This is a genomic window from Nocardiopsis sp. NPDC058789, assembly GCF_042745575.1.
GTDB classification, from domain to species: Bacteria; Actinomycetota; Actinomycetes; order Streptosporangiales; family Streptosporangiaceae; genus Nocardiopsis; species Nocardiopsis eucommiae.
The window spans coordinates 333,932-355,823 of the sequence record NZ_JBHYOW010000006.1 but is presented as its reverse complement, the minus strand read 5'-3'; the positions used below and the strand labels follow the sequence as shown (position 1 = coordinate 355,823).

At 72.0% G+C, this 21,892-nt stretch carries 22 protein-coding genes; 9 read left to right on the top strand and 13 right to left on the bottom strand.

Features of this window, described 5'->3' with window-relative positions; translation table 11 throughout:
* Position 1 precedes the first annotated feature (1 nt).
* A complete protein-coding gene (locus tag ACFW3L_RS11310) occupies positions 2-835 on the bottom strand; it encodes a Na(+)/H(+) antiporter subunit C (protein WP_378738946.1) in 834 nt (277 codons plus the stop codon).
* Positions 832-3,792 (bottom strand): Na+/H+ antiporter subunit A, encoded by a 2,961-nt coding sequence (locus tag ACFW3L_RS11305; RefSeq protein WP_378739066.1) that lies wholly within the window; start codon positions 3,790-3,792, stop codon positions 832-834. The genes ACFW3L_RS11310 and ACFW3L_RS11305 overlap by 4 nt, the downstream gene beginning before the upstream one ends.
* 245 nt (positions 3,793-4,037) lie before the next feature.
* On the opposite strand from ACFW3L_RS11305, the gene ACFW3L_RS11300 reads away from it, so the two are divergent.
* The 3 genes from ACFW3L_RS11300 to ACFW3L_RS11290 all read left to right on the top strand — a co-directional run bounded on the left by ACFW3L_RS11300 (position 4,038) and on the right by ACFW3L_RS11290 (position 5,937).
* Positions 4,038-4,532: a MarR family winged helix-turn-helix transcriptional regulator gene (locus tag ACFW3L_RS11300; RefSeq protein ID WP_378738943.1), complete on the top strand. Its 495-nt coding sequence runs from the start codon at positions 4,038-4,040 to the stop codon at positions 4,530-4,532.
* Positions 4,533-4,672: 140 nt separating this feature from the next.
* A complete protein-coding gene (locus ACFW3L_RS11295; RefSeq protein ID WP_378738941.1) occupies positions 4,673-5,329 on the top strand; it encodes a ClpP family protease in 657 nt (218 codons plus the stop codon).
* Positions 5,326-5,937, top strand: coding sequence for an ATP-dependent Clp protease proteolytic subunit (locus ACFW3L_RS11290; RefSeq protein ID WP_378738939.1), 612 nt, complete (start codon positions 5,326-5,328; stop codon positions 5,935-5,937). Before ACFW3L_RS11295 ends, ACFW3L_RS11290 begins: the two co-directional genes overlap by 4 nt.
* A 39-nt stretch (positions 5,938-5,976) precedes the next feature.
* On the opposite strand, the gene ACFW3L_RS11285 is transcribed toward ACFW3L_RS11290, so the two are convergent.
* Positions 5,977-6,423, bottom strand: coding sequence for a helix-turn-helix domain-containing protein (locus ACFW3L_RS11285; protein ID WP_378738937.1), 447 nt, complete (start codon positions 6,421-6,423; stop codon positions 5,977-5,979).
* Positions 6,424-6,765: 342 nt separating this feature from the next.
* Between ACFW3L_RS11285 and ACFW3L_RS11280 the strand changes: the two genes are divergently transcribed.
* Positions 6,766-7,029 (top strand): GlsB/YeaQ/YmgE family stress response membrane protein, encoded by a 264-nt coding sequence (locus tag ACFW3L_RS11280; RefSeq protein WP_378738935.1) that lies wholly within the window; start codon positions 6,766-6,768, stop codon positions 7,027-7,029.
* 16 nt (positions 7,030-7,045) lie between these two features.
* Here the strand turns inward: ACFW3L_RS11280 and ACFW3L_RS11275 are convergent, their stop codons facing one another.
* A complete protein-coding gene (locus ACFW3L_RS11275) occupies positions 7,046-7,981 on the bottom strand; it encodes a Gfo/Idh/MocA family protein (protein WP_378738933.1) in 936 nt (311 codons plus the stop codon).
* Positions 7,982-8,339: 358 nt separating this feature from the next.
* Between ACFW3L_RS11275 and ACFW3L_RS11270 the strand changes: the two genes are divergently transcribed.
* On the top strand, positions 8,340-9,173 hold the full coding sequence (locus tag ACFW3L_RS11270; protein WP_378738931.1) for a hypothetical protein: 834 nt from the start codon (positions 8,340-8,342) through the stop codon (positions 9,171-9,173).
* On the opposite strand, the gene galK is transcribed toward ACFW3L_RS11270, so the two are convergent.
* The 5 genes from galK to ACFW3L_RS11245 all read right to left on the bottom strand — a co-directional run bounded on the left by galK (position 9,170) and on the right by ACFW3L_RS11245 (position 14,285).
* Positions 9,170-10,309: a galactokinase gene (galK, locus tag ACFW3L_RS11265; protein WP_378738929.1), complete on the bottom strand. Its 1,140-nt coding sequence runs from the start codon at positions 10,307-10,309 to the stop codon at positions 9,170-9,172. The two genes, ACFW3L_RS11270 and galK, sit on opposite strands and share 4 nt — an antisense overlap.
* Positions 10,306-11,268 (bottom strand): UDP-glucose 4-epimerase GalE, encoded by a 963-nt coding sequence (galE, locus tag ACFW3L_RS11260; protein ID WP_378738927.1) that lies wholly within the window; start codon positions 11,266-11,268, stop codon positions 10,306-10,308. Before galE ends, galK begins: the two co-directional genes overlap by 4 nt.
* A gap of 3 nt (positions 11,269-11,271) precedes the next feature.
* Positions 11,272-12,297 (bottom strand): galactose-1-phosphate uridylyltransferase, encoded by a 1,026-nt coding sequence (gene galT / locus ACFW3L_RS11255; protein ID WP_378738924.1) that lies wholly within the window; start codon positions 12,295-12,297, stop codon positions 11,272-11,274.
* Positions 12,294-13,082 carry a DeoR/GlpR family DNA-binding transcription regulator gene (locus ACFW3L_RS11250; protein WP_378738922.1) on the bottom strand — a complete coding sequence of 263 codons (789 nt, stop codon included), beginning with the start codon at positions 13,080-13,082 and terminating at the stop codon, positions 12,294-12,296. The genes galT and ACFW3L_RS11250 overlap by 4 nt, the downstream gene beginning before the upstream one ends.
* 240 nt (positions 13,083-13,322) lie before the next feature.
* Complete coding sequence (locus tag ACFW3L_RS11245) at positions 13,323-14,285, bottom strand: EamA family transporter (protein WP_378738920.1); 963 nt, start codon at positions 14,283-14,285, stop codon at positions 13,323-13,325.
* Positions 14,286-14,375: 90 nt separating this feature from the next.
* Between ACFW3L_RS11245 and ACFW3L_RS11240 the strand changes: the two genes are divergently transcribed.
* Positions 14,376-14,882: a MarR family winged helix-turn-helix transcriptional regulator gene (locus ACFW3L_RS11240; protein ID WP_378738917.1), complete on the top strand. Its 507-nt coding sequence runs from the start codon at positions 14,376-14,378 to the stop codon at positions 14,880-14,882.
* Between the two features lie 72 nt (positions 14,883-14,954).
* Here ACFW3L_RS11240 and ACFW3L_RS11235 read toward each other — a convergent pair whose 3' ends face one another.
* The 3 genes from ACFW3L_RS11235 to ACFW3L_RS11225 form a co-directional block, all read right to left on the bottom strand.
* Complete coding sequence (locus ACFW3L_RS11235; protein ID WP_378738915.1) at positions 14,955-15,149, bottom strand: CsbD family protein; 195 nt, start codon at positions 15,147-15,149, stop codon at positions 14,955-14,957.
* Positions 15,150-15,258: 109 nt separating this feature from the next.
* Positions 15,259-16,062, bottom strand: coding sequence for a bifunctional hydroxymethylpyrimidine kinase/phosphomethylpyrimidine kinase (thiD, locus tag ACFW3L_RS11230; protein ID WP_378738913.1), 804 nt, complete (start codon positions 16,060-16,062; stop codon positions 15,259-15,261).
* Positions 16,063-16,217: 155 nt separating this feature from the next.
* Positions 16,218-17,471: a flavin monoamine oxidase family protein gene (locus ACFW3L_RS11225; protein WP_378738910.1), complete on the bottom strand. Its 1,254-nt coding sequence runs from the start codon at positions 17,469-17,471 to the stop codon at positions 16,218-16,220.
* Between the two features lie 204 nt (positions 17,472-17,675).
* Between ACFW3L_RS11225 and ACFW3L_RS11220 the strand changes: the two genes are divergently transcribed.
* Together ACFW3L_RS11220 and ACFW3L_RS11215 are read left to right on the top strand one after the other, a co-directional pair.
* Positions 17,676-18,284 (top strand): TetR/AcrR family transcriptional regulator, encoded by a 609-nt coding sequence (locus tag ACFW3L_RS11220; RefSeq protein ID WP_378738908.1) that lies wholly within the window; start codon positions 17,676-17,678, stop codon positions 18,282-18,284.
* 1 nt (position 18,285) lies between these two features.
* Entirely contained in the window at positions 18,286-19,488 is a 1,203-nt protein-coding gene (locus ACFW3L_RS11215; protein ID WP_378738906.1) for a DUF418 domain-containing protein, read from the top strand.
* A gap of 280 nt (positions 19,489-19,768) precedes the next feature.
* Here the strand turns inward: ACFW3L_RS11215 and ACFW3L_RS11210 are convergent, their stop codons facing one another.
* Positions 19,769-20,566 carry a TIGR03084 family metal-binding protein gene (locus ACFW3L_RS11210; protein ID WP_378738904.1) on the bottom strand — a complete coding sequence of 266 codons (798 nt, stop codon included), beginning with the start codon at positions 20,564-20,566 and terminating at the stop codon, positions 19,769-19,771.
* A 144-nt stretch (positions 20,567-20,710) separates the two neighbouring features.
* Here ACFW3L_RS11210 and ACFW3L_RS11205 point away from each other — a divergent pair, with 144 nt between their 5' ends.
* A complete protein-coding gene (locus ACFW3L_RS11205; protein WP_378738902.1) occupies positions 20,711-21,874 on the top strand; it encodes an acyl-CoA dehydrogenase family protein in 1,164 nt (387 codons plus the stop codon).
* Positions 21,875-21,892: the final 18 nt, after the last annotated feature.

Sequence of the window (21,892 nt, the reverse complement as noted above, 5' to 3'; positions counted from 1 at the left end):
GTCAGTCGTTCCCTTGCAGATCGCTGTCCTCCGCGCGAGCCAGGCGTTCCCGCTCGGCGCGCATGGTCTGGCTGGCCTGGCGCCGCTGCGAACGGATGCGGCGGCGCAGCTCGCGCCACAGCTCGCGTTCGGCGGCGCGGTCGGCGCGCCGGTGCTCACGCAGGCGCCTGCGGCCCAGCCGGATACGGCCGCGCAGCTCCGTGACCTGGTTGACCATGCTCTGCTGACGGTCGGTCAGGCGGCGCACGGTCTCCTCGGAGCGTTCGTCGCCCTGGCCGTCCTCGGCCTCGACCTCGAACCGGGCCAGCTCGGCCTGGGCCGCCGCGATCTCCGCCTTGATACGGGCCTGTTCGGCCAGCTCCTGGGCGTCGGCCGCGGCGATGGTCGCCTGGAGTTCGGCGCGCTGGCGGCGGATGTCCGCCCGCAGTCGGCGGCGCTCCTGGAGGAAGCGCTGCCGCACGGCGCGGCGGCCCTCGCCCTGCACGATCCGGAGGTCCTCGGCGTCGTCCTGGACCTCGTCGTTGCCCTCCAGCTGCCAGCTTCGGTAGGCCAGCGCCAGCAGGAACGCCGTGATGCCGAGGGTGATGACGATCGCCGTCAGGATCATCGCCTGCGGCAGCGGGTCCGTCATCTCGTCGTTGGTCGGCGTGAACCACAGGACCGGCGGGCCGCCGGCCTGCCCGGCCATGGCCAGGATCATCAGGTTGACGCCGTTGCTCATCACGATGAAGCCCAGCAGCACACGGGTGAGGCTGCGCTCCAGCAGGAGCACGACGCCGACCGCGACGAGGACGCCGATGACGAGGACGAGGGTCAGGCTGGGTGACTCGCTCACGAGGTGACCTCCTCTGCGCGGGCGGCGGTTCCGGGCGCGGAGCCCTCTTCCTCGGCGTGCGCGGCGTCCCGTTCGATCTGTTCGTCGATACGGGCTCCGAGGCTGCGCAGGATGTCCAGGATCAGGCCGATCACCAGCAGGTACACGCCGATGTCGAAGAACAGCGAGACCGTGATGTGCGGGCTGCCCAGGATCCCGAGGTTGATGTACCAGTCGTTCCCGGCGAGCACGTCGCCGCCGAAGATCGCGCCGCCGATCGCCACGCCGGTGGCCAGGGCCAGTCCGGCGCCGATCAGGGCGCCCGGCTGCACCCACGCGGTGGCGTACAGCTCGAACCTGCCGCCCGCGAGGTAGCGGACGATGAACGCCAGCCCCGCCACGATGCCACCGGCGAAACCGCCGCCGATGTCGGTGTGGCCGGTGAGCATCAGGTACAGCGAGATGATCATGATCACCGGGAAGAGGAAGCGCGAGACCACCTCGAAGATCAGTGACCGGCGTTCGGTCGGCAGGCTGTCGGCACCCGGCAGCCAGGTCCGGTTCCACTGCGGCTTCACGTGCATGTTCTGCGGGGCGACCCGGAGGTCGCCCAGGTCCACGCTCCCGTGGCCGTTGGTGGGCTCGGGGGGCTGGGTGACGGACAGTGCCATCACGCCGCCCGGGGCCTTGCGGGGCTGGGCCCGGCGCCGGACGAACATCAGGCTGGCCACACCGGCGGCCGCGGCGGCGAGCACCGAGATCTCACCCATGGTGTCCCAGGCTCGGACGTCCACCAGCAGCACCGAGATGATGTTGTAGCCGCCCGCCTCCTTCGCCGCGGCCGGGTAGCCCTCGGAGATCGAGGGCTCCAACCGACCGGCCAGTGCGAACCAGGTCATGGTGGCCACCATCAGACCCGTCGCCAGGCCGATGATCATGTTCCAGATCCGGCGGCCCTTGAGGGCCGGTGCCGAGAAGTGGGACGGGAAGCGGCGCAGTACGAGGACGAAGACCACCAGGCTGACGGTCTCCACCAGGAACTGGGTGAGCGCGATGTCCGGAGCTCCCTGGAGGAAGTACAGCGCGGCCACGCCGTACCCGCCGATGCCGACGAGGATCACCGCGAACAGGCGGCGCCGCACGAACAGGATCAGCAGGCAGGTGATCACGATGATCAGGGCCGGGATGATCTGGACCGGCGTGTCCCAGAGCCGGAGCTCCGGTTGCGGTCCGGCCCAGATCCGGCCGGAGACCATCGGGATCCCGGCCGCCACGACCAGGACGATCAGGATCGTGCCGAGGTAGACGGGGAGCGAACCGCGCTGGGTGCTGCCGGTGACCTGGAGGGCCAGGTTCTCCAGACCGGCGAGCATCCGCCGGTAGTTGCGCTCGGGGTTGACGAAGGCCAGGCGGGTGCCCAGCCACACCACCCGGTTGCGGAAGGAGAAGAGGACCAGACCGCCGACCACGCAGATCGCGGACAGCAGGAGCGGGAGCTCCCAGCCGTGCCACAGGGCCAGGTAGGACTGGTACGTCTCGTGCTCACCCTGCGGGACCGTGTCGGCGTAGACCGCGAAGAGGGGGTCGGCCCAGTAGGAGAGGAGACCGCCGACCAGGCTCAGCGCCGCCAGGACCACGGCCGGTGCGAGGAAGAGCGCGCCGGGGGCGTGGACCGGGGTGGGCTGGACGCCCTCCTTGTCGAAGAAGGCGCCCCACAGGAAGCGGAGGCTGTAGGCGACGGTGAGGGTCGATCCCAGGACCAGCCCGACCAGGACCACGGTGTCCAGGGTGCCGCCGTGGGTGTAGGCGCCGAAGGCCAGTTCCTTGGCGGCGAAGCCCGCGGTGGGCGGCAGACCGGCCATGGAGGCCAGGGCCACGATCGAGACCCAGTAGGTGGTGGGCATGGACTGGCGCAGGCCGGACAGTTCGCGCAGGTCCCGTGTTCCGGTGCTGTGGTCGATGATGCCGACCACGAGGAACAGCGGGGCCTTGAACAGCGAGTGCGCGACCAGCATCGCGACGCCGGCGAGGGCGGCGGCGCGGGTGCCCGTGCCCAGCAGGGCGATGAGGAAGCCCAGCTGGCTGATGGTGCCGTAGGCCAGGACGAGCTTGAGGTCGTACTGGCGCAGCGCCTTCCAGCCGCCGAAGACCATGGTGGCCACGCCGAAGAACAGGGCCATGCCCTGCCAGACGGCGACGTCCCCGAAGGCCGGGGTGAGGCGGGCGACCAGGTAGACGCCGGCCTTGACCATCGCCGCGGCGTGCAGGTAGCCGGAGACCGGCGTGGGCGCCTGCATGGCGGCGGGCAGCCACAGGCTGAAGGGGAACAGCGCCGACTTGGACATGGCGCCGATCATGATCAGCACCAGGGCCGAGGTGACTACGGGGCCCGTGGCGGGCGGGTCGGCGACGATCTCGGAGATCACGTAGGTCCCGGCGGTCTCACCGAGCATGATCATGCCGACGAGCATGGCCAGTCCGCCGAAGGTGGTGACGGTCAGGGCCGTCATCGCCGCCCGGCGGCTCTCCTTCACCTCGGCGTTGTGACCGACGAGGAGGTAGGAGAAGACCGTGGTCAGCTCCCAGTAGATGAAGAGCTGGATGAGGTCGTCGGCCAGCACGAGGCCGAGCATGGCCCCGGCGAAGGCGACGAACACACCGGCGAAGCGTCCGAGGCCGGGCTCGGAGTCGTTGAAGTAACGCGCGCAGTAGATCAGGATCAGCGTGCCCACGCCCGCGGCGATGAGCGTCATGACCAGGCCGAGGGCGTCCATGTGGAGGCCGAGCCGGAGCGAGAACTGGGGTGCCCACGCGACGGACTCGGAGAGGCTCTCGCCGTTCAGGACGGCGGGAAGCTGGAAGAGGGCCCACACGGTGGCCAGACCCGGGACGATCGCGAGCGCGTAGAAGCCGTTACGGCCCCAGAGGCGCACCAGTAACGGTGCGACCGCAGCTGTGATGAAATGCGCGACCAGCACTGTTGTCAATGCGCCCCTCCCGGACCGGTCCGGGCCCACCCGGGTGTTCGGGCGGACGTCCACGCCCCGCAGCAGACAACTCCGCCACAACCGGATCGGTGTACGGGGTGTCGTTACCGTTTTGAGGGGGCATGGATTAACTTGAACTTGCGTGCGCAAGCTATTTAATAGCTAGACTACACAAACGTCAAACCTCCGCGCGGGTCGAGGACCCGCGTCACTGCCCAGCCTGCGAGGACCGTTTCGTGCCCGACGAGACCCCCGAGCCCTGTTCTGATCAGCAGGAATCACCCGAGCCCAACGCCGCTGAACTCGAGGAGTTCCAGCGTGTGTGGACCGAACTGATCAACGCGGCGCTCCATGCGCGCTCACGCGGCGGGCACGGGCATCGCGGTGCCGAGGAACTCACCCTGACACAGTCGTTGCTGATGGAAGCGGTACGCGGCATGGACAGTCCGAGTGTCGGTGCGGTTGCTCACATCGTCGGCGTGTCGTCCCCGTCGGCCACGCGGATGATCCAGCAGCTGGAACGCAAGGGAATGATGGTCCGGCGCCGTTCGGAACGTGACGAACGCAGCACCGTGGTGGCCATCACGGAGGAGGGCGAGCGGGTGCTCGCCGAACGGCGCAAGTACATGGAACGAAAACAGCGCCAGGTCTTCGACGCGATAAGGCCCTCGCTGCGTCCCGTGGTCCTCGATGTCCTGCGCGACCTGCGTGAGGCCATAGACGACACCTGAGTCGTCCCCGGTGCTCTGCCCGTGGCAGATCTGCCCCGGGCCGAAACGGTGGAGGTCGGAGCCCGCACCGGCCCAGGCTGGGAGGACCGGCGGGAACGGACGTGTGGTCCGTTCCGCGAACGCCGGACCGAGGAGGGCCCATGCCGATCCACCAACAACTCGTCGCGGAGCACGCGCCGGGTGGGAGCTTCGACGACCAGCTCGCGGCACGGCTGCTGCGCAACCGCGTCGTACTCCTGGGAACGCAGGTCGACGAGGACAGCGCCAACCGTGTCTGCGCCCAGCTGCTCCTGCTCGCTGACGAGGACCCGCACCGGGACGTCACCCTGGCGATCAACAGCCCCGGCGGCGTGGTCTCCGCGGGTCTCGCCATCTACGACACGATGAACTTCGTCCCCAACGACGTGTCCACCCTCGTCATGGGGTTCGCCGCGAGCATGGGCCAGTTCCTCGCCTGCACCGGCGCGCCCGGCAAGCGGTACAGCCTGCCGCACGCGCGGATCATGATGCACCAGCCGTCCGGGGGCCTGGGCGGTACGGCGGCGGACATCGCCATCCAGGCGGAGAACCTCGCGCACACCAAGCGGACGATGATCGAGCTGATCGCGCGGCACAGCGGTCAGAGTGCGGAGACCATCACCGCCGACCAGCACCGGGACGCCTGGTTCACCGCCGAGGAGGCGCGGAACTACGGCTTCGTCGACCACGTGGTGGAGTCGATCGACCAGATGGAGGGCGTGATGCGCCTGGGGCGGGGCTCGACCGGCTTCGGAGCACGGACGGGGGACCCCCGATGAGCGGGCGCTACACGGTACCGATGGTCATCGAGCGGACCCCCAACGGCGAGCGCTCGTTCGACGTGTTCAGCAGGCTGTTGTCCGAACGCATCATCTTCCTGGGCACGCCGCTCGACGACGACGTGGCCAACGTCGTCATGGCGCAGATGCTGCACCTGGACTACGAGAGCCCGGACCTGGACATCCAGCTGTACATCAACTCGCCGGGCGGCTCGAACACCGCCCTGACCGCCGTCTACGACACGATGAGCTTCGTCCGCGCGGACGTCGCCACGGTCTGCATGGGACAGGCCGCCTCCGCCGCGGCGGTGCTGCTCGCCGCCGGGGCCCCGGGCAAACGGGCCGCGCTGGAGCACGCCCGGGTGCTGCTGCACCAGCCGTCCACGGAGGGCCGGGGGGAGGCCGCCGACCTGGAGATCCAGGCCGCCGAGATCCTGCGGGTCCGGTCCCAGGTGGAGGAGATCCTGTCGCGGCACACCGGCCAGACCCAGGAGCGGTTGCGGGCCGACACCGACCGGGACATGATCCTCACCGCGTGGCAGGCCCGGGACTACGGCCTGGTGGACGAGGTCATCACCACCCGCGACCTGACGCGGGTCACCGCCTGAGCGGGCGCGGCCCCGGGGCGGACCCGGGGCCGTCGTGGGTCAGGCCGCGAGCGACACCACTCCGGTCCGGCGGTACGGCGCGGGCGTGCCGTGGACCGACCGGCTCCTGAGGAGCACGCTCGGAACCCCCGTGCCCGGTTCGTCGACGACGCGGGAGGACCTGGGCTGGGTGACGGCCCCGTACCGGGCGACGAGGGTGCGCCGGTGGAGTTCCCCGAGGACGTCGATGATGCTCAGACCCAGGGAGCGGTAGATCGCGGCGAGGACCTCGGAGGAGGCCTCCTTGCGGCCGCGCTCGACCTCCGACAGGTAGGGGAGGGACACCTGGGCGTCCTCGGCCACCTCGCGCAGGGTGCGCCCCTGCTCCACCCGGGTGCGGCGCAGCAGGTCACCGATGAGGTCGCGCATCAGGGGCTCACCGGGACGCGCCCGGGAGCGGTCGCCCTCGCGGGCCTCGTCCAGCGCGCGCAGGACGCCTTCGGACATCGGTGCCTCCCGTGTTGCCGTGTCCCGACCCTTCGAGCCTACGCCGCGCCGGTGCCGTACCGGGAGGGGTTCCGGGAGCCTTCTGCGGACGGCAGAACCCCGAGGGAGCGGACCCGCCCCGAGACGCGTGGCTCCCGCGTCCCGGCGTGGCTCCCCCGCCGCATTGCGAGGTGTGAACGGCTTCCGGGTGTCGGAGAGGGTCCTTGGTCCCGGCGCGGGGTCCATCGGGGTCCGCGGAGATGCCCCCAAAGTGCACAATGCGGGGCAAAGGATGTGTCTGGTCCGGTGTCCACGGCTTCCGGAGCGGGAACGGGAGGAACGCGTCTACCTGGGGAGGGACTCGTGGAGATCTCTGGAATCATCACCGCGATCATCGTTGGACTGATCATCGGTGCGCTCGGACGTCTCATAGTTCCCGGAAAGCAGCACCTGCCCATCTGGCTGACGCTGCTCCTGGGCATCGTGGCCGCCTTCGTCGGTGGCTGGATCGCGAGCCTCTTCACCGGGTTCTGGTTGTTCGTGCTGATCGTTCAGGTCCTGGTCGCCGCAGGCATCGTGTACCTCGCCGACGGCATGTACTCCAAGAACAACACCAGCACGGCCTGATCCGCCGCACCGCGACTCAGTCCGAGGCCACCGGATATGTTCCGGTGGCCTCGGCCACGCGTACCGTCCCACCGCCGCTCGCGGAGGCCTGCGCGGCGGCGAGGACGGCCACGACGTCCCGGCCGAAACGTACGTCACACGGGTCACCGGGGCCGTCGCGGAGCTGGGCCAACAGACGGTCGACGGCCGATCCGAAGGCCTCGACCGCGCTCCGGCCCCCGCCCGGAACCGCCCGCCACCCGTGCGCGCCGTAGAGGTCGACGGAGAAGGCGCCCGCCTCCGGTGCCGCGTCCAGCGACACCGAGAGGGAACCCACCGCCCCGCCCCGGTGCCGGGTGAGCACGTGCACGCTGTCCCGGGGGCCCGCGACCGCCGTGACCTCCTCGACCGGTCCCAGCACGGGCAGCACCGCTGAGAGCACGTGCGGTCCCACGTCCCACAACCCGCCCCGCTCCCGGCGCCAGGGAGAGGCTCCGTACGGGTTGCCCGGCTGGAAGATCGACGCGAACAGGGTCGCCCGCACCCCGTCCCAGCCGCCGTCGTCGGCGGCCCGGACCAGGAAGTCGTTCACCGTGTCGGAGAAGCGGCTGGTGAAGAAGACCACGGAGGCCAGACCGCGCGCCCGCGTCTCGGCCACGATCGCGTCGGCCGCCTCGACGGACAGGGCGAGTGGCTTGTCCAGCAGCAGGTGCTTCCCGGCCCGGGCCGCGCGCAGCGCCAGGTCGCCCTGGACGTCCGGGGGGAGGGCGATCGCGACGGCGTCGACGTCGGCGAGGAGCGCGTCCACGTCCTCGTAGGGCCGCGTGCCCAGTCCCTCGGCCAACCCCGCCGCCTTCGCGGGGTCGCGACCCCAGACCCCCACCAGGGTCACCTCCGGGTGCGCCGCCAGCGCGGCGCCGTGGGTCTCGCTGGCCCAGAAGCCCGTGCCCAACAGTCCGAACCGCACTCCCATGGGACCCTCCGGTGTCAGTGGTCTTGCCGTGCACCAGCCACCCTCGCCCACGGACACGCTCTCAGCAAGACCGGGCGGTGCGAAGCCCGATCCTCCACAGCCCCTCGGGCACCTTCGACGTGGCCAGGTCCGGACGCGCGGGCCGCGGTCCCGTTCCGGCGTCGTCGCAGGTGGGTCGGGCTTTCTCCCGGAAGGGGCCGCTGGGCGGGGCCGGGAGCGGCCTGTGAAACTCCTGGTGGATTACTCCGGTCTCGACCATCATGGGCAATCGTGAGCACCGGGCGCGGTTCGGCCAGCGGAGACGTCGGCGGCGTGGTCACCGCCCGGTGCGCGTGTTCGCCACGAAGGGGGCCGACCCGTGGACACCGACCAGAAGAAGGACACCCCTCGGACCACCGTCCTGCTCGACGTGGAGGGGCCGGAGGAGACCAGCGCCTGGATGCGCACCAACATGGACTCCCTGCGGGCCTGCGCGCGCTGGGCCGAGCACGGGTCCGGAGTCTCCGCCGACCTGCTCGAGGCGAGCCTGCACACGGCCCGGAGGCTCGGTGACACCGGGCTGGAGGCCTGGGTCCGCCACCTCCTGGGCCTCGTGCTGCTCGACGCGGGGGACCTGGCGGGGGCGGACCGTGAGTTCGTCGCCTCCCTCGCGCTGGCCGAGGCCGAGGGTGACGACCGGGCGCGCGCCGCCTCCCTGGAGGCCCGGGGCGTCGTCGCCCAGCGGGATCGGCGCGACCAGGAGGCGCTGGACCTGTTCGACCTGGTCGAACCGCTCCGGAACCCGGACGGGCGACCCGGGGGGACGGCGGTGCTGGACCTGCTGCGCGGACGGTCGCTGGTGACCCTGGGCCGCTTCGACCACGCCCTGGAGCGGTTGGACACGGCTCTGATGGTCTTCGCCGCTCCTCCGGTGGACGAGGTCAACCTCGCCAGGGTGCGCCTGGAACGCGGCCGCGCGCTCAACGGCAAGCGCCGTGGCGGGGAGGCCCGGGGCGAACTGGAGCTCTCCCTGGCCGGGTTCGAGGCCCGGGGCCACACCGTGCAGATGGCCCGGGTGCGTGAGGCGCTGGCCGGTGTGACCCAGCTGGCCGGGGAGAGGAACTGGCGGGACCACCTCGTGGAGGCGGAACGGCTCTACCGCGAGATCGGCAGTGAGACCGAGGCGCGGCGCATCCGTTCCTTCCTTCCCTAGCTCAGGCGGCGGGCCCCGGCGGAGGGCAGGGCGGTGAACACCACCGGTTCGGTGTGGCCGCGTTCGGCGAAGGCCACGCGTACCGCCTTGCCGCAGTCCATGACGGCCCCGGACTCCACCAGGGCGATGACACAGCCGCCGAAACCACCGCCGGTGATCCGGGCCCCCAGCGCACCGGCGGAGAGGGCGGCGGAGACCGCGGTGTCCACCTCCGGAACGCTCACCTCGAAGTCGTCCCGGAGGGAGACGTGGGAGGCGGTGAACAGCGGGCCCGCCGCACGGGGGCGCCCGGCGCGGAAGAGCGCCGCCGTCTCCAGCACCCGCGCGTTCTCGGTGACCACGTGCCGCACCCTGCGGCGGACCACGGGATCGGGCAGTGCGGCCAGCGCCCGCGGAAGCCCCCCGACGGAGACGTCGCGCAGCGCCCGCACCCCCAGGATCCGGGCCGCCTCCTCACAGGAGCGCCGTCGCTCGCCGTAGGCGCCCTCGACCAGACGGCGCGGCGCCCGGGTGTCCACCACCAGCAGGGACAGCCCGTGGGCGGCCGGGTCGAACGGTACCTGCTCGGTCTCCAGGGAGCGGCAGTCCAGGAAGAGCGCCCGGCCCTCGTCCGCCAGCATGACCGCGGACTGGTCCATGATCCCGCAGGGCATCCCGACGAAGTCGTTCTCCGCCCGCTGGGCCAGCCGGGCCACCTCGGCCGGAGGGGGCTCCGACCCGTACAGACCGGTGGCGGCCAGGACCGTCGCGCAGCACACCGCCGCGGAGGTGGACAGCCCCGTCCCGGTGGGGATGCCGCTCTCCACCAGCAGGTCCAGTCCGCCGATCCGGTGCCCCTCGTCGACCAGCGCCCACAGCGCGCCCGCCTGGTACGCGGCCCAGCCGGGCACCGTACCGGGGGAGAGGTCGGCCAGCCGCGCCTCGAAGACGTCGGGGAACTCCCGTGAACGCAGGCGCACCCGGGCGTCCGGACGGCGCGCGGCGGACACGGTCAGCGCGTGGGGCAGGGCGATCGGGAGCGCGAAGCCGTCGTTGTAGTCGGTGTGCTCACCGATGAGGTTGATCCGCCCCGGCGCGGTCCACACCCCCTCGGGCTCCGTGCCGAACGCCGCCCGGAACTCCGTCGCGGCGCTCACCGGGAGACCTCCCCGGCACGCGTGAAGTCCCACGCGTCCGCCACGATCTCGTCGAGTCCACGGGTGGGCTCCCAGCCCAGCTCCCGGCGGGCCCGGTCGACGGCGGCGACCAGAACCGCCGGGTCACCGGCTCTCCGGGGCTCCTCCACCACCGGGACCGGGTGTCCCGTGACCCGCCGCACGGCGGCCAGGACCTCGCGCACCGAGGAACCGGTGCCGCCGCCCAGGTTGAACACCCGGTGGGTACCGGGGGCCGCGTGCTCCAGCGCCGCCAGGTGGGCCCCGGCGAGGTCGGCCACGTGCAGGTAGTCGCGGACGGCGGTGCCGTCCGGGGTCGGGTAGTCGGTACCGAGGACCGAGGCGTGCGGGATCTCCCCGGAGGCCACCCGGAGGAGGTTCGGGATGAGGTGGGTCTCGGGCTCGTGCCGTTCGCCGAACCCCAGGTGGGCCCCGGCGACGTTGAAGTAGCGCAGGCTCACCGCGCCCAGCCCGTGCGACCGTGCCCACCCGTCGAGCAGATGGTCCACGGCGAGCTTGCTCGCACCGTAGGGGTTGGTGGGCAGGGCCGGGTCGGTCTCGCGCAGCGGCGCGTCCGTGGGCGGGTCGCCGTAGGTGGCGGCGGTGGAGGAGAACACGAGGCGGCGCACCCCGTGGGTGCGCGCGGCCTCCAGCAGGGCCAGGGTGCCGCCCACGTTGGTCTCCCAGTACGGTCCCGGGTCCCGGACGGACTCGCTGACCAGGGACCTCGCGGCCAGGTGCACGACCCCGTCGAAGGACGGGTCGAGCACGTCGGTGGCGGCGCGCAGGTCCCCCTCGACCAGGATCGCCCCGGGGGCGACCGCGTCCCGGTGCCCCGTGGAGAGGTCGTCGAGCACGGTGACCTCGTGCCCGGCCCCGGTCAGCAGCGCGGTGACGACACCGCCGACGTAGCCGGCGCCGCCGGTGACGAGGAGTTTCACGGATCAGACCTCTCGGAGTCGTCGGGCCGTGGCCTCGGGGGCCACGTCGTTGCTGAACACACCCGCGCCGGACTCGGTCCCGGCCAGGTACTTGAGTCTGCCGGGGGCGCGGCGTACGGAGAACAGTTCGAGGCGCAGCCGGGCCAGTCCGCGCGCCTCCGGGTCGTGGGCGGGCGCCTGGTGCCAGGCGGAGACGTAGGGGAGCGGGGTGTCGTACAGCCGGTCCGCGCGGCCCAGGAGGTCGGCGTAGAGCTCCGCGAGGGCGGTGCGCTCGCCGTCGTCCAGGGCGGGCAGGTCGGGCACGGCCCGGTGGGGGTAGACGTGGACCTCCACGGGCCAACGGGCCGCCTCGGGGACGAAGGCCGTCCAGTGTTCGTTGCGCAGCACCACGCGGGGCCCGGCGCTCTCGGCGGCCAGGATGTCGGAGAACAGGTCGCCGCCCGTGGCCGTGCGGTGCCGCCGGGCCGAGTCGAGGTCGCGTTCGGTCCGGGGGGTGACGAAGGGCAGTGCGTAGATCTGCCCGTGGGGGTGGTGCAGGGTCACGCCGATCTCCCGGCCCCGGTTCTCGAAGACGTACACCTGGGCCACCTCGGGCTGGGCGGACAGCTCCTCGGTCCGGTCGGCCCACGCGTCCACGAGGGTGCGCACGCGCCGGGGCCCGAGCGCGGCGAGCGAGGTGTCGTGGTCCGAGGAGAAGCAGACCACCTCACAGCGTCCCTCGGGTCCGCTCAGCGCGGGGAAGCGGTTCTCGAAGACCGCGACGTCGTAGGAGGACGAGGGCACCTCGGAGTGGTGACCGTCCCGGGAGGGGCACAGCGGGCACTCGTCGCTCGGCGGCAGGTGGACGCGGTCCTGGCGGTGCGCGGCGATGATCACCCACTCGCGCCGGAGCGGGTCCCAGCGCAGCTCGGATCCGGAGACGGTGGGCGGCAGGTCGCGCCGGTCCGGGACCTCCTCGCGGACGCTGCCCTCCTCGTCGTAGTAGATGATCTCGCGGCCGTCGGCCAGCCGCGCGGCGGTCTTCCTCATCCGTCCTCCCGGGGGACGTCGGTGACCACGAGGCGGCCCACGCGGTCCTGGAGGGTCTCACGTGCGGCGGGGGTGATCCGGTCGTCGGTGACGAGCACGTCGCAGCGGTCCAGCGGGGCGATGGTGCTGAGCCCGACCGTGCCCCACTTGGTGTGGTCGGCGGCGACCACCAGGGTCCCGGCCGCCTCCACGAGGGCCCGGTTGGTCTCGGCCTCCGTCAGGTTGGGCGTGGTGAACCCGGCCTGGTCGTGGATGCCGTGCACGCCCAGGACCAGGGTGTCCAGGTTGATCCCGCGGACGGAGGCCAGGGCGATCGGGCCCACGAGCGCGTCCGAGGGGGTGCGGAACCCGCCGGTGAGCGCCACGGTCTGGTCGGTGCGCGCGGAGCGGTAGAGGACCTCGGCCACGTGGATCGAGTTGGTGACGACGGTCAGTCCGGGGGTGTCCCGCAGGTGCTCCGCGACCAGGGCCGTGGTGGTCCCGGCGGAGAGCCCCACGGCGCTGTGCGGCTCGACCAGTGCCGCGACGGCGCGGGCGATCGCGCTCTTCTCGTCGGACTGGAGCGTGGACTTCGCCTCGAACCCGGGCTCCGTGGTGCGGGCGCCCTCGGCGGCGACGGCGCCACCGTGCACCTTCACCAGCGAGCCCCGGTGTTCCAGGGCGTCGAGGTCACGCCGGATGGTCATGTCGGACACGTCGAAGGCCTCGACCAGCTCGGTGACGCGGACACCGCCGTCTCGTCGGACCTGTTCCAGGATGAGCTCCCGCCGTTGCGCGGCCAGCATCCGAGCCCTCCGATGATTGAAAATGTGCGAACTTGTTTGATTAAGGTGCCCTGTCGCCGGGTTCGCTGTCAACGGGGTGGGTCGAACTGAAGGATTCTGTTGGTTTCCGGCTGGAGTCGGTTCTGGCTCGGTGCGACCGCGCGAACTCAGGGCCGGTCCGGACCGGACCGCCTGCGCCGAGGACGCCCCGGCACGGCCCCGCCCGCCGGTACCTGGCCCGATCCATGGATCAGGGACCCGTCAGGACACCGGTTCCTCGTGGGTCTCCGCCGGTCTGGACCTGGGCGGGTGGAGGGTGTCGCGCGCGGGTCCGGCGGAGCGGTGCGAGGTGAGCTGGACCAGCAGCACGGCGCCGATCGCGGCGAGGGCGCCCAGGCCCTGGACGGGGGAGAGGGTCTCGCCGAGCACGAGGTAGCCCAGGAGGGTCGCGGTGAGTGGGCTGGCGAAGGACAGGAAGGACACCGCCAGCGCCGGCAACCGCTCCAGCCCCCGGAACCACAGCACGTAGGAGAGCAGGGCGCCGACCAGGCCCAGGTAGCCGTACCCGGCGAGGTGGGCCGCGCCGAGGCTCGCGGGCAGGCCCTCGACGGCCAGGGTGGGCGGCAGCAGGACGAGCCCTCCGGCGGTGAGCTGCCAGCCGGTGGCGCCCAGCAGGCTCACCCCCTCGGGGCGCCCCCAGCGTTTGGTGAGGACGAGGCCGGTGCCCATCGAGACGGCGGCGGCCAGCCCGGCCAGGATCCCCACGGGGTTCAGGGCGGCCTCCGGGCCCGCCACGAGCAGGCCCACGCCGGACGCGCCGAGCAGGCAGGCGAGGAGGTGCGTCAGTCGGAGCCGGTCGCCCAGCAACAGGGCGGCCAGGAGCATGACGATCACCGGTTGGACCGCCATGACCAGGGCCGCGACGCCGCCCGGCAGCAGGTAGGCGGCCACGTGGAGGAGGTAGAGGAAGGCGCCGATGTTCAGGGAGCCCAGGACCAGTGAACGCCACCACCACACCCCCGAGGGCAGGGCCCGGGCGAACAGCACCAGGAGGAGCCCGGCGGGAAGGGCGCGCAGGAGGGCCGCCAGCAGGGGGCGGTCGGGTGGCAGGAGTTCGGTGGTGACCAGGTAGGTGCTGCCCCACACCATGGGTGCCAGGGCGGTGACCAGTGAGTCACCGAGAACGCGCACGCGCCCGTTGGTCGCCGTGACGGGGGGAGTCATCAGCCAACCCTTCGATGTCGAAGTGTTCGATGCTGAAAGGTTAGGTGAACGGAGCGGAGGAGGTCAAGGCCACGGCGCTATGATCGCCGGATGAACGACGCCGTCGACCTCTTCCTCGCCCAGTGGGCCCGAGAGCGGCCCGACCTCGACGCCTCCCCGATGGGGGTGATCGGTCGGATGGACCGCTTGCAGCAGCTGCTGGGGAGGAGGGTCTCCGACCTCCTGGCCGAGTACGACCTGGAGCGCTGGGAGTTCGACGTGCTGGCCACGCTGCGGCGGTCCGGGGAGCCGTACCAGCTGACCGCGAAGGACCTGGTCCGGATGATGATGGTGGGTTCGGCCGCCATGACGAACCGGGTCGACCGCCTCGTGCGCAAGGAGCTGGTCCACCGACAGGTCGATCCGGCGAGCCGACGCCGTGTCCTGGTCACCCTCACCGGCAAGGGTCTGGCGCTGGTGGACGGCGCGGTGGCCGCGCACGTGGAGAACGAGGCGCGCCTGCTCGACGGCCTGAGCGGGGAGGAGCAGGAGCAGCTCGCCGACCTGATGCGGACGCTGCTGCTCTCCCTGGGCGACACCGCCCCCGAGACGCCGTGAGCCCCTGGACGTGACGAGGGGGAGGCCCCGTGCGGGACCTCCCCCTGGTGTCCTGGGTGCGACCTGGGAGTCCTAGTCGCGTCCGGGCCTGTCGTCCGGCGTCAGGGCGTCCTTGACCTTCTCGCCCGCCTGCTTGAGCTTGGACTTGGTCTGTTCGGCCTTGCCCTCGGCCTGCCACTGCTCGTTGCCGGTGGCCTTGCCGACGCCCTCCTTGGCCTTGCCCTTGAACTCGTCGAACTTGTTCTCGGCCTTGTCGCTCTCGGACATGCGAGCCTCCTTCGATCGGATTCACCCACAGGCTTGTCCGATTCAGCCGGAATCAATCATGATCCGGGCGACGTATGTGGCGAGAGTGACCGAGGACACCCCGTGGGGATCAGGGCTGGGAGGGCGAGACCGGCACGACGGAGGCGAAGGGCGCGTGGGTCGTCAGCCGCTGGGAGATGCCCTCGCGGACCATCGCCTTGGCGGTGCGCACGGCGTCGCCCACCTCGGCGCCCTTGGCCAGCTCAGCGGTGATCGCGGCGGCGAAGGTGCAGCCCGCCCCGCTCACCCGCTCCTCACCGATCTTCGGGGCGCTCAGGACGGTGACCTCCTCGCCGTCGAAGTAGACGTCGACGGCGTCGGGGCCGGGGAGCTCCGTGCCGCCCTTGACGACCACGTGCCGGGGGCCGAGCTCGCGGATGCGGCGGGCCGCCTCGACGAGGTCGTCGACGGTCTCGATCGACTCCATCCCCGCGAGGGTGCGGGCCTCGAAGTGGTTCGGGGTGATCACGGTGGCCAGCGGCAGGATCTGCGCGGTCAGGGCCTTGTCGGTGTCCAGGGCGGCGCCGGGCTCCTGTCCCTTGCAGATCAGGACCGGGTCGAGGACCACGTGCCGCCACGTCTGGCGCTGGAGGGCCTTGGAGACGACGTCGATGGTGTCGGGGGTGCCGAGCATGCCGATCTTGACGACGTCGAGGTCGTGGCAGGCGGTGGCGGCCTCGATCTGGTCGGCGATGACACCGGGGTCGACCGGCACGAAGCGGTGGCCCCATCCGTTCCCGGGGTCGAAGGAGACGATGCAGGTGATCGTCCCCATGCCGTAGACGCCCAGTTCCTGGAAGGCCTTGAGGTCAGCCTGGATCCCGGCGCCGCCGGTGGCCTCCGACCCTGCGATCACGTACGCGCGGTTGGTCATCGCCAACCTCCCTCTAACTTGCTGTGCAGATGCGCGGTGTCGGGGCCCTCACGGGTCACGAACCCACTGGTTATTGCATCACAAGTGCCCATTTCCGGCATAACGTTCAGGGTGTGGTTCTGGGGACACCCGGAGATCCGTCGGGGTGTGCGCCCTCACCCCCGGGCCAGCAGGGCGTCCGTGGTGTCGTAGCCGCTGGCGTAGGCGCCGTCCACGGTGTTCTCACCGGTGGTCGGTTCACCCGCGAAGTACAGCACTCCCTCCAACGGTCGGGCGAGGGCGTCCGGTGCGTCGTGCGCGCCCGGCGGGACGACCAGGTAGGCGCCCCGGCTGAACTCGTCGGCCGCCCAGTCGTGTGTGGTCCGCGCGACGGGTGTCGGCAGCCGTTCCCCGAGCGCTTCGGACAGCGCCGTCAGTCCGGCGGCGAACCGCTGGTCCGGCGGCAGCGCCAGGAGCTCCCGGGCGCGCTCTCCCGCGGCCCAGGCCACCACCACCTCGGGGGAGACCCGGGACAGGCACCAGAACACGAAGCCGGTGTCCTCGTCCCATCCGAGGGCGTCCTCGTCGGCGGGGAAGACCGCGCGGTCGAACTCGTACACGAGCTTGAGGGCGTCGGTGCGGTCCAGGGCGTCGACCGCCTCCTGATGGCTCGACGGCAGCTCCGGTTCGAACGCGACGTCGCCCGCCTTGAGGACCCCGATCGGCAGCGTGACCACGCACCGGTCCGCCCGTACCGTGAGGTCCCCGTCGGGCGCCGCCGTGTCCAGCTCCACGCCGCGCCCGGACCACCGCACGCGGCGCACCGTGTGCTCCAGGCGCACGTCCAGCCCGTGGGAGAGCGGCGGGAGGAGGCCGTCGTAGCCGCCGACCACCCGGAAGTTGTCCCGGGGCACGGACCACCAGTCGAAGATCCCGTACTCGCGCATCCACACGGCGCTCCACCGCTCCAGTGACTCGTTGTCGATGGCCACCGGGGGCCACCGGTCCTCGGGCACGCCCATCCGGCGCAGGTACGCGGCGGCGTCCTCGTCGTCGCGGGGGGCCTCCGGGGTCGGGACGGGGTCGGACACCCCCTCCCCGGCGCGCACCGGGACGGTCTCGACCCCGGCCTCCGCCACCAGTTCCCAGGTGTGGGCCTCCCGGCCGTGGATCAGTCCGGCGCCCAGCTCGACGGGGACGGAGCTGAAGGTGTGGTCGGTGTACAGCTGGCCGCCGATCCGGTCGCGGGCCTCCAGGACGACCACGGAGAGGCCGTGGTCGGCGAGGTTGCGGGCGGCGGAGAGCCCGGTGACCCCGGCCCCCACGACCGCCACGTCCCAGCGTTCCCGGGCGGCGTGGACCGAGGCGCCCAGCAGGGCGGCGCCGCCCAGGAGAACACCCCCGCCGACCAGCAGGGACCTGCGGCTCACCGCTGGTCGCGGCGCGTCCTTCGCGCCCCGCCCGTCCGCTCCCACGTCGCCTCCCGTTCGCCCGTCCCGGCCCCCGTGCGCGGGCAAGCCGTCACCGCATTATCGGGGCGACCCCGGACACGGAAACCACGGGAGGCCCGGACCAGGGGCGGCCGGGAGGGGTCAGCGTTTGCGGTAATAAAAATATGTCCCTAATATTTTTATATGCCACGCACCGCTGACCACGACGAGAGAAGGCGCCAGGTCGCCGAGGCCCTGCTGCGCACCATCGCCCGGAAGGGCCTGGCCGCGACCACCTTCGCGGACGTCGCCGACGAGCTCGGCGGGTCCGTGGGGCTGGTCCAGCGCTACTTCCGCAGCAAGTCCGACCTCCTGCGCTTCGGCGTCGAGCACCTCTACCGGCGCGGTGAGGAGAGGATCGAGGCGGTGGAGCGGGTCGCGCCCGTCCGCGACCTCATGTTCCGGATCGCGCACACCCTCCTGCCCATGGACGAGGAGCGGCGCATGGAGCTGACCGTCTGGCTGGAGTTCCTCCCCAACGCCGTCCGCGACCCCGGGATGGCCGAGCTGCACCGGACCACCACCCGCCAGCTGGTCGACGGGCTGGCGGAGGGGCTGGACGCCGCGCGGCGCCTGGGCGAGCTCCCCGCCGACCTCGACCCCCACGCCGAGGCCGCGGCCCTGGTGGCCCTGGCGGACGGGCTCACCCTGCACCAGCTGGCCACCCCGGACCTGTTCGACGACGCCACCGCCGAGCGCCTGCTCCGGCTGCACTTCGACCGCCTCTTCTCCGCGCGGGCGGAGGAAGCCTGACGTGACCAGCGACGACACAGCGCTCCGAGGCGCAACCCCCGGCGGTGCCGTCGGCGGACGGCTGCCCCTGCTGGACGTCCTGCGGGGCGTCGCCATCCTCGGCACCCTCGCCACCAACGTGTGGCTGTTCGCCGGGCCCGGCGGGGACGCCGCGATCCTGTACGGCTCCGACGAGCTGAGTCCGTTCACGTCGTTCCACGCCGACCCCTCCGCCGCCACCCTGGCCGAGGGCGTCTTCCGGACCGCCGCCAACGGCACGTTCCTCGCCCTGCTCACGCTGTTGTTCGGCGCGGGCCTGGCCGTCCAGTTCCGGTCGGCCGCCCGACGGGGCGCGCGCTGGCCCGGACCCTACCGGTGGCGGGCGCTGTTCCTGTTCGTCGAGGGGACGGTGCACTTCACACTGGTCTTCGCGGGTGACGTGCTCATGGGGTACGCGGCGGTCGCCCTGCTGGTCGCCTGGCTTCTCACTCGTTCGGAGCGCGCCCGGAACAGGGTCATGTGGGTGTCGGTGTCCCTGCACGTGGCCCTCATGGGCCTGGTGACGGCGGCGCTCGTGACGGATCCCGCGAGGACCTCGACCGTGCCACCCGAGGCGGTCGAGCTCTACGCGCACGGTTCCTACGCGGACCAGGTCGCCTTCCGCCTGGACCACTTCCTGGGGTTGCGCCTCGAACCCGTCCTCACCTTCGGTCTGATGGTGTTCATGTTCCTGCTGGGGGTGCGGCTCCTGCGGGCCGGTGCCTTCGCGGGCGACCCCGTCGGGCGGGCCCTCCGCGTCCGCCTGCTCGGGTGGGGTCTCGGCCTCGGCGTCCCGCTCACCGTGGTCACCGCCGTCGCCGGGCCGGACTGGCTCCTCATGGACCGCTACGTGGTGGCTCCGCTGGTCGCCGTGGGTCTGATCGGGCTGGTCGGCCGCCTGCTGGACCGTACGAACGGCACCGGGCCCGTGGTCACGGGGGTCTCCGCCCTCGGCCGGATGGCGATGACCGGGTACGTGGCCCAGAACGTCCTCCTCATGTTCGTCTGTTACGGCTTCGGCCTCGGACTGGCCGAACGGATGGCGGACACGGGACGGTGGTGGGTGCTGGTCCTGTGGGCCGTGGTGTCGCTGGTGCTGGTGGTGTCCTCCCTGCTGTGGCTGCGTGCCTTCCATCAGGGTCCGCTGGAGGCCCTGCAGAAGAAGGTCCTCTCCCGAGCCCGGTAGTTCCGGGACCCCCGCCCCGAAGCCCGGAAGGACCGCGCCCGCGTCCCGACACCGCACCCCTCGTTCCCTCACCGAACATCGGCCGCCCGCGCTCGTGGAGTTCGACGAGCGGAACCAACGCATCAGGGTTCAGGGCACCCTGACCCCGGACTCGTCCTGACAGTTCGGTCAACTTCCCGAACGGTCTGGTCGCCCGCCCCGGTGTCCGCCTCCCAGGCTCTCGGACTGCCAGGCTCTCGGACTCTCGGACTCCCGGGCCCGCGTGTCGGCGGTCGGGACCTCAACGGCGCGGAAACTGGCCGGGACGGCGGCCCTGGCCGGGACCGCCCGCGTAGGTCTGGCCCACCTCCAGCCACTCCCGGGCGGCGGGACCTTCGGCGGTCAGCGACGTGTCGGCGGGGTGGCGGCGGCGGGTCAGGACCAGGCAGAACTCCTCGGCGTCGCCGCGCACGACCTCTTCGGCCCCGTCCGGGCCCATCCTCCACAGGCCGCCGTCCGGGGCGGTGAGCTCCACCCGGACCTCCGTGACGGGCGCGGGCAGGCCACGGGCCAGGTAGCTGTAGGACCGGGTGCGCAGGGCCAGGTGGACGACGTGGCGCAGGCGGTCGGTGGGGCGTCGGGGTGTGCCCAGCGCGTCCACCACGTCCTGGCCGTGCGCCCAGGTCTCCATCAGCCGCGCGGTCGCCTTGGAGGGCACGCTCATCGGCGGCCCGAACCAGGGCACCCGCGTCCCTGCGGGCGCGTCGAGGAGGGCGCTCCGGAGCGCCGCCGAGGCCTCGCACCAGCGACCGAGCAGGGCGCCCGGAGGCAGGGCCGCCAGCGGGGCGGCGGCCGTGTCCACGTACCCCTCCGGGTCGGCCAGCGCCGCCTCCACCATCGTCGCGAACCCCTGCGGGTCGGTGACGGCGGTCAGCGCGGACTCGTCGAAGAAGGCCAGGTGGGCGACCTGGTCAGTGATGCTCCACCCGGGGGAGGGGGTCGGTCGGGACCAGACGGCGGGGTCGGTGCCCCGGAGCAGGGCGGCCAGTTCCTCCTGCTCGGCTCGCAGGTCCTCGACGAGTACGGCGGTGTCGACCACGGGGGGCTCCTCCCGGGGCCGCCGGTCCTGCGGCTCCCAGATGTTGACTGTTTTGTCATGTTCCGCGCACCATAACAAAGTGTGAGCTGGATCTCCCAGGGGTCCGGCCGAACCCCTCCGCGACACGGATGCGAGTGTGCGTACATGACCGGGACCGACACCCCGCGGACCGACCGATGGAACACCCCCGAACGCGCCGCGCTCCGGGAGACCGTGCGGACCTTCGCGGCCAGGGAGATCCTTCCCCACGTCGAACGGTGGGAGGACGAGGGCGAACTGCCCCGGGACCTGCACCGCGCGGCCGGACGGCTCGGGCTGCTCGGGCTCGGCCAGCCCGCGTCCGTGGGCGGCGAGGGGGAGATGATCGACCAGCTGGTCGTCTCCGAGGAGGCGGTCCTCGCCGGAGTGCCCACCGGGGTCCTCGCCTCGCTGTTCACCCACACCATCGCCCTGCCCGCACTGGTCGAGGACGGGCGTGAGCACCTGGTGCGGGACTACGTCCGCCCGGCGCTGGCCGGGGAGCTGGTCTGCTCGCTGGGGATCACGGAACCCGAGGCCGGTTCGGACGTCGCCCACCTGCGCACGAGGGCGGTCCGTGACGGCGACACGTGGGTGCTCGACGGGGCGAAGACCTTCATCACCTCCGGGTACCGGGCCGACTTCGTCACCGTGGCCGCCCGGACCTCCGGCACCGGCCACGACGGCATCTCGCTGTTCGTCGTGGACCGCGGCACCCCCGGGTTCACCGCCGCCCGCAAGCTGGACAAGATGGGCTGGCGCTCCTCGGACACCGCGGAGCTCTCCCTGACCGACGTGCGGGTGCCCGCCGACCACCTCGTCGGCGGCGTGGACCAGGGCTTCCACCAGATCATGCGCCAGTTCGCCAGCGAGAGGATCGGCCTGTCCGTGCAGGCCTGCGCCATGGCACGCCGCTGCGTCGACCTGTCCGTCGCGTGGGTGCGGGAGCGCGAGGCCTTCGGCGGGCCGCTGTCCCGGCGCCAGGTCCTGCGGCACCGGCTGGTGGAGATGCACCGCCGGACCGAGGTCGCCACCGCCTACGTGCGGGGGATCGCGGAGCGGCTCCAGGACGGCGAGCCGCTCATCTCCGAGGTGGCGATGGCCAAGAACACCGCGACCGAGGCCATGGACTACGTGGTGGACAACGCCGTCCAGCTGCACGGCGGCACGGGCTTCATGCGCGGCACCGAGGTGGAACGCCACTACCGGGACGCCCGGGTGTTCAGCATCGGCGGCGGCACCTACGAGATCATGAACGAGGTCATCGCGAAGTTCCTCCCCCTGCGGTGACCGAGGGGAGCGAGGGTC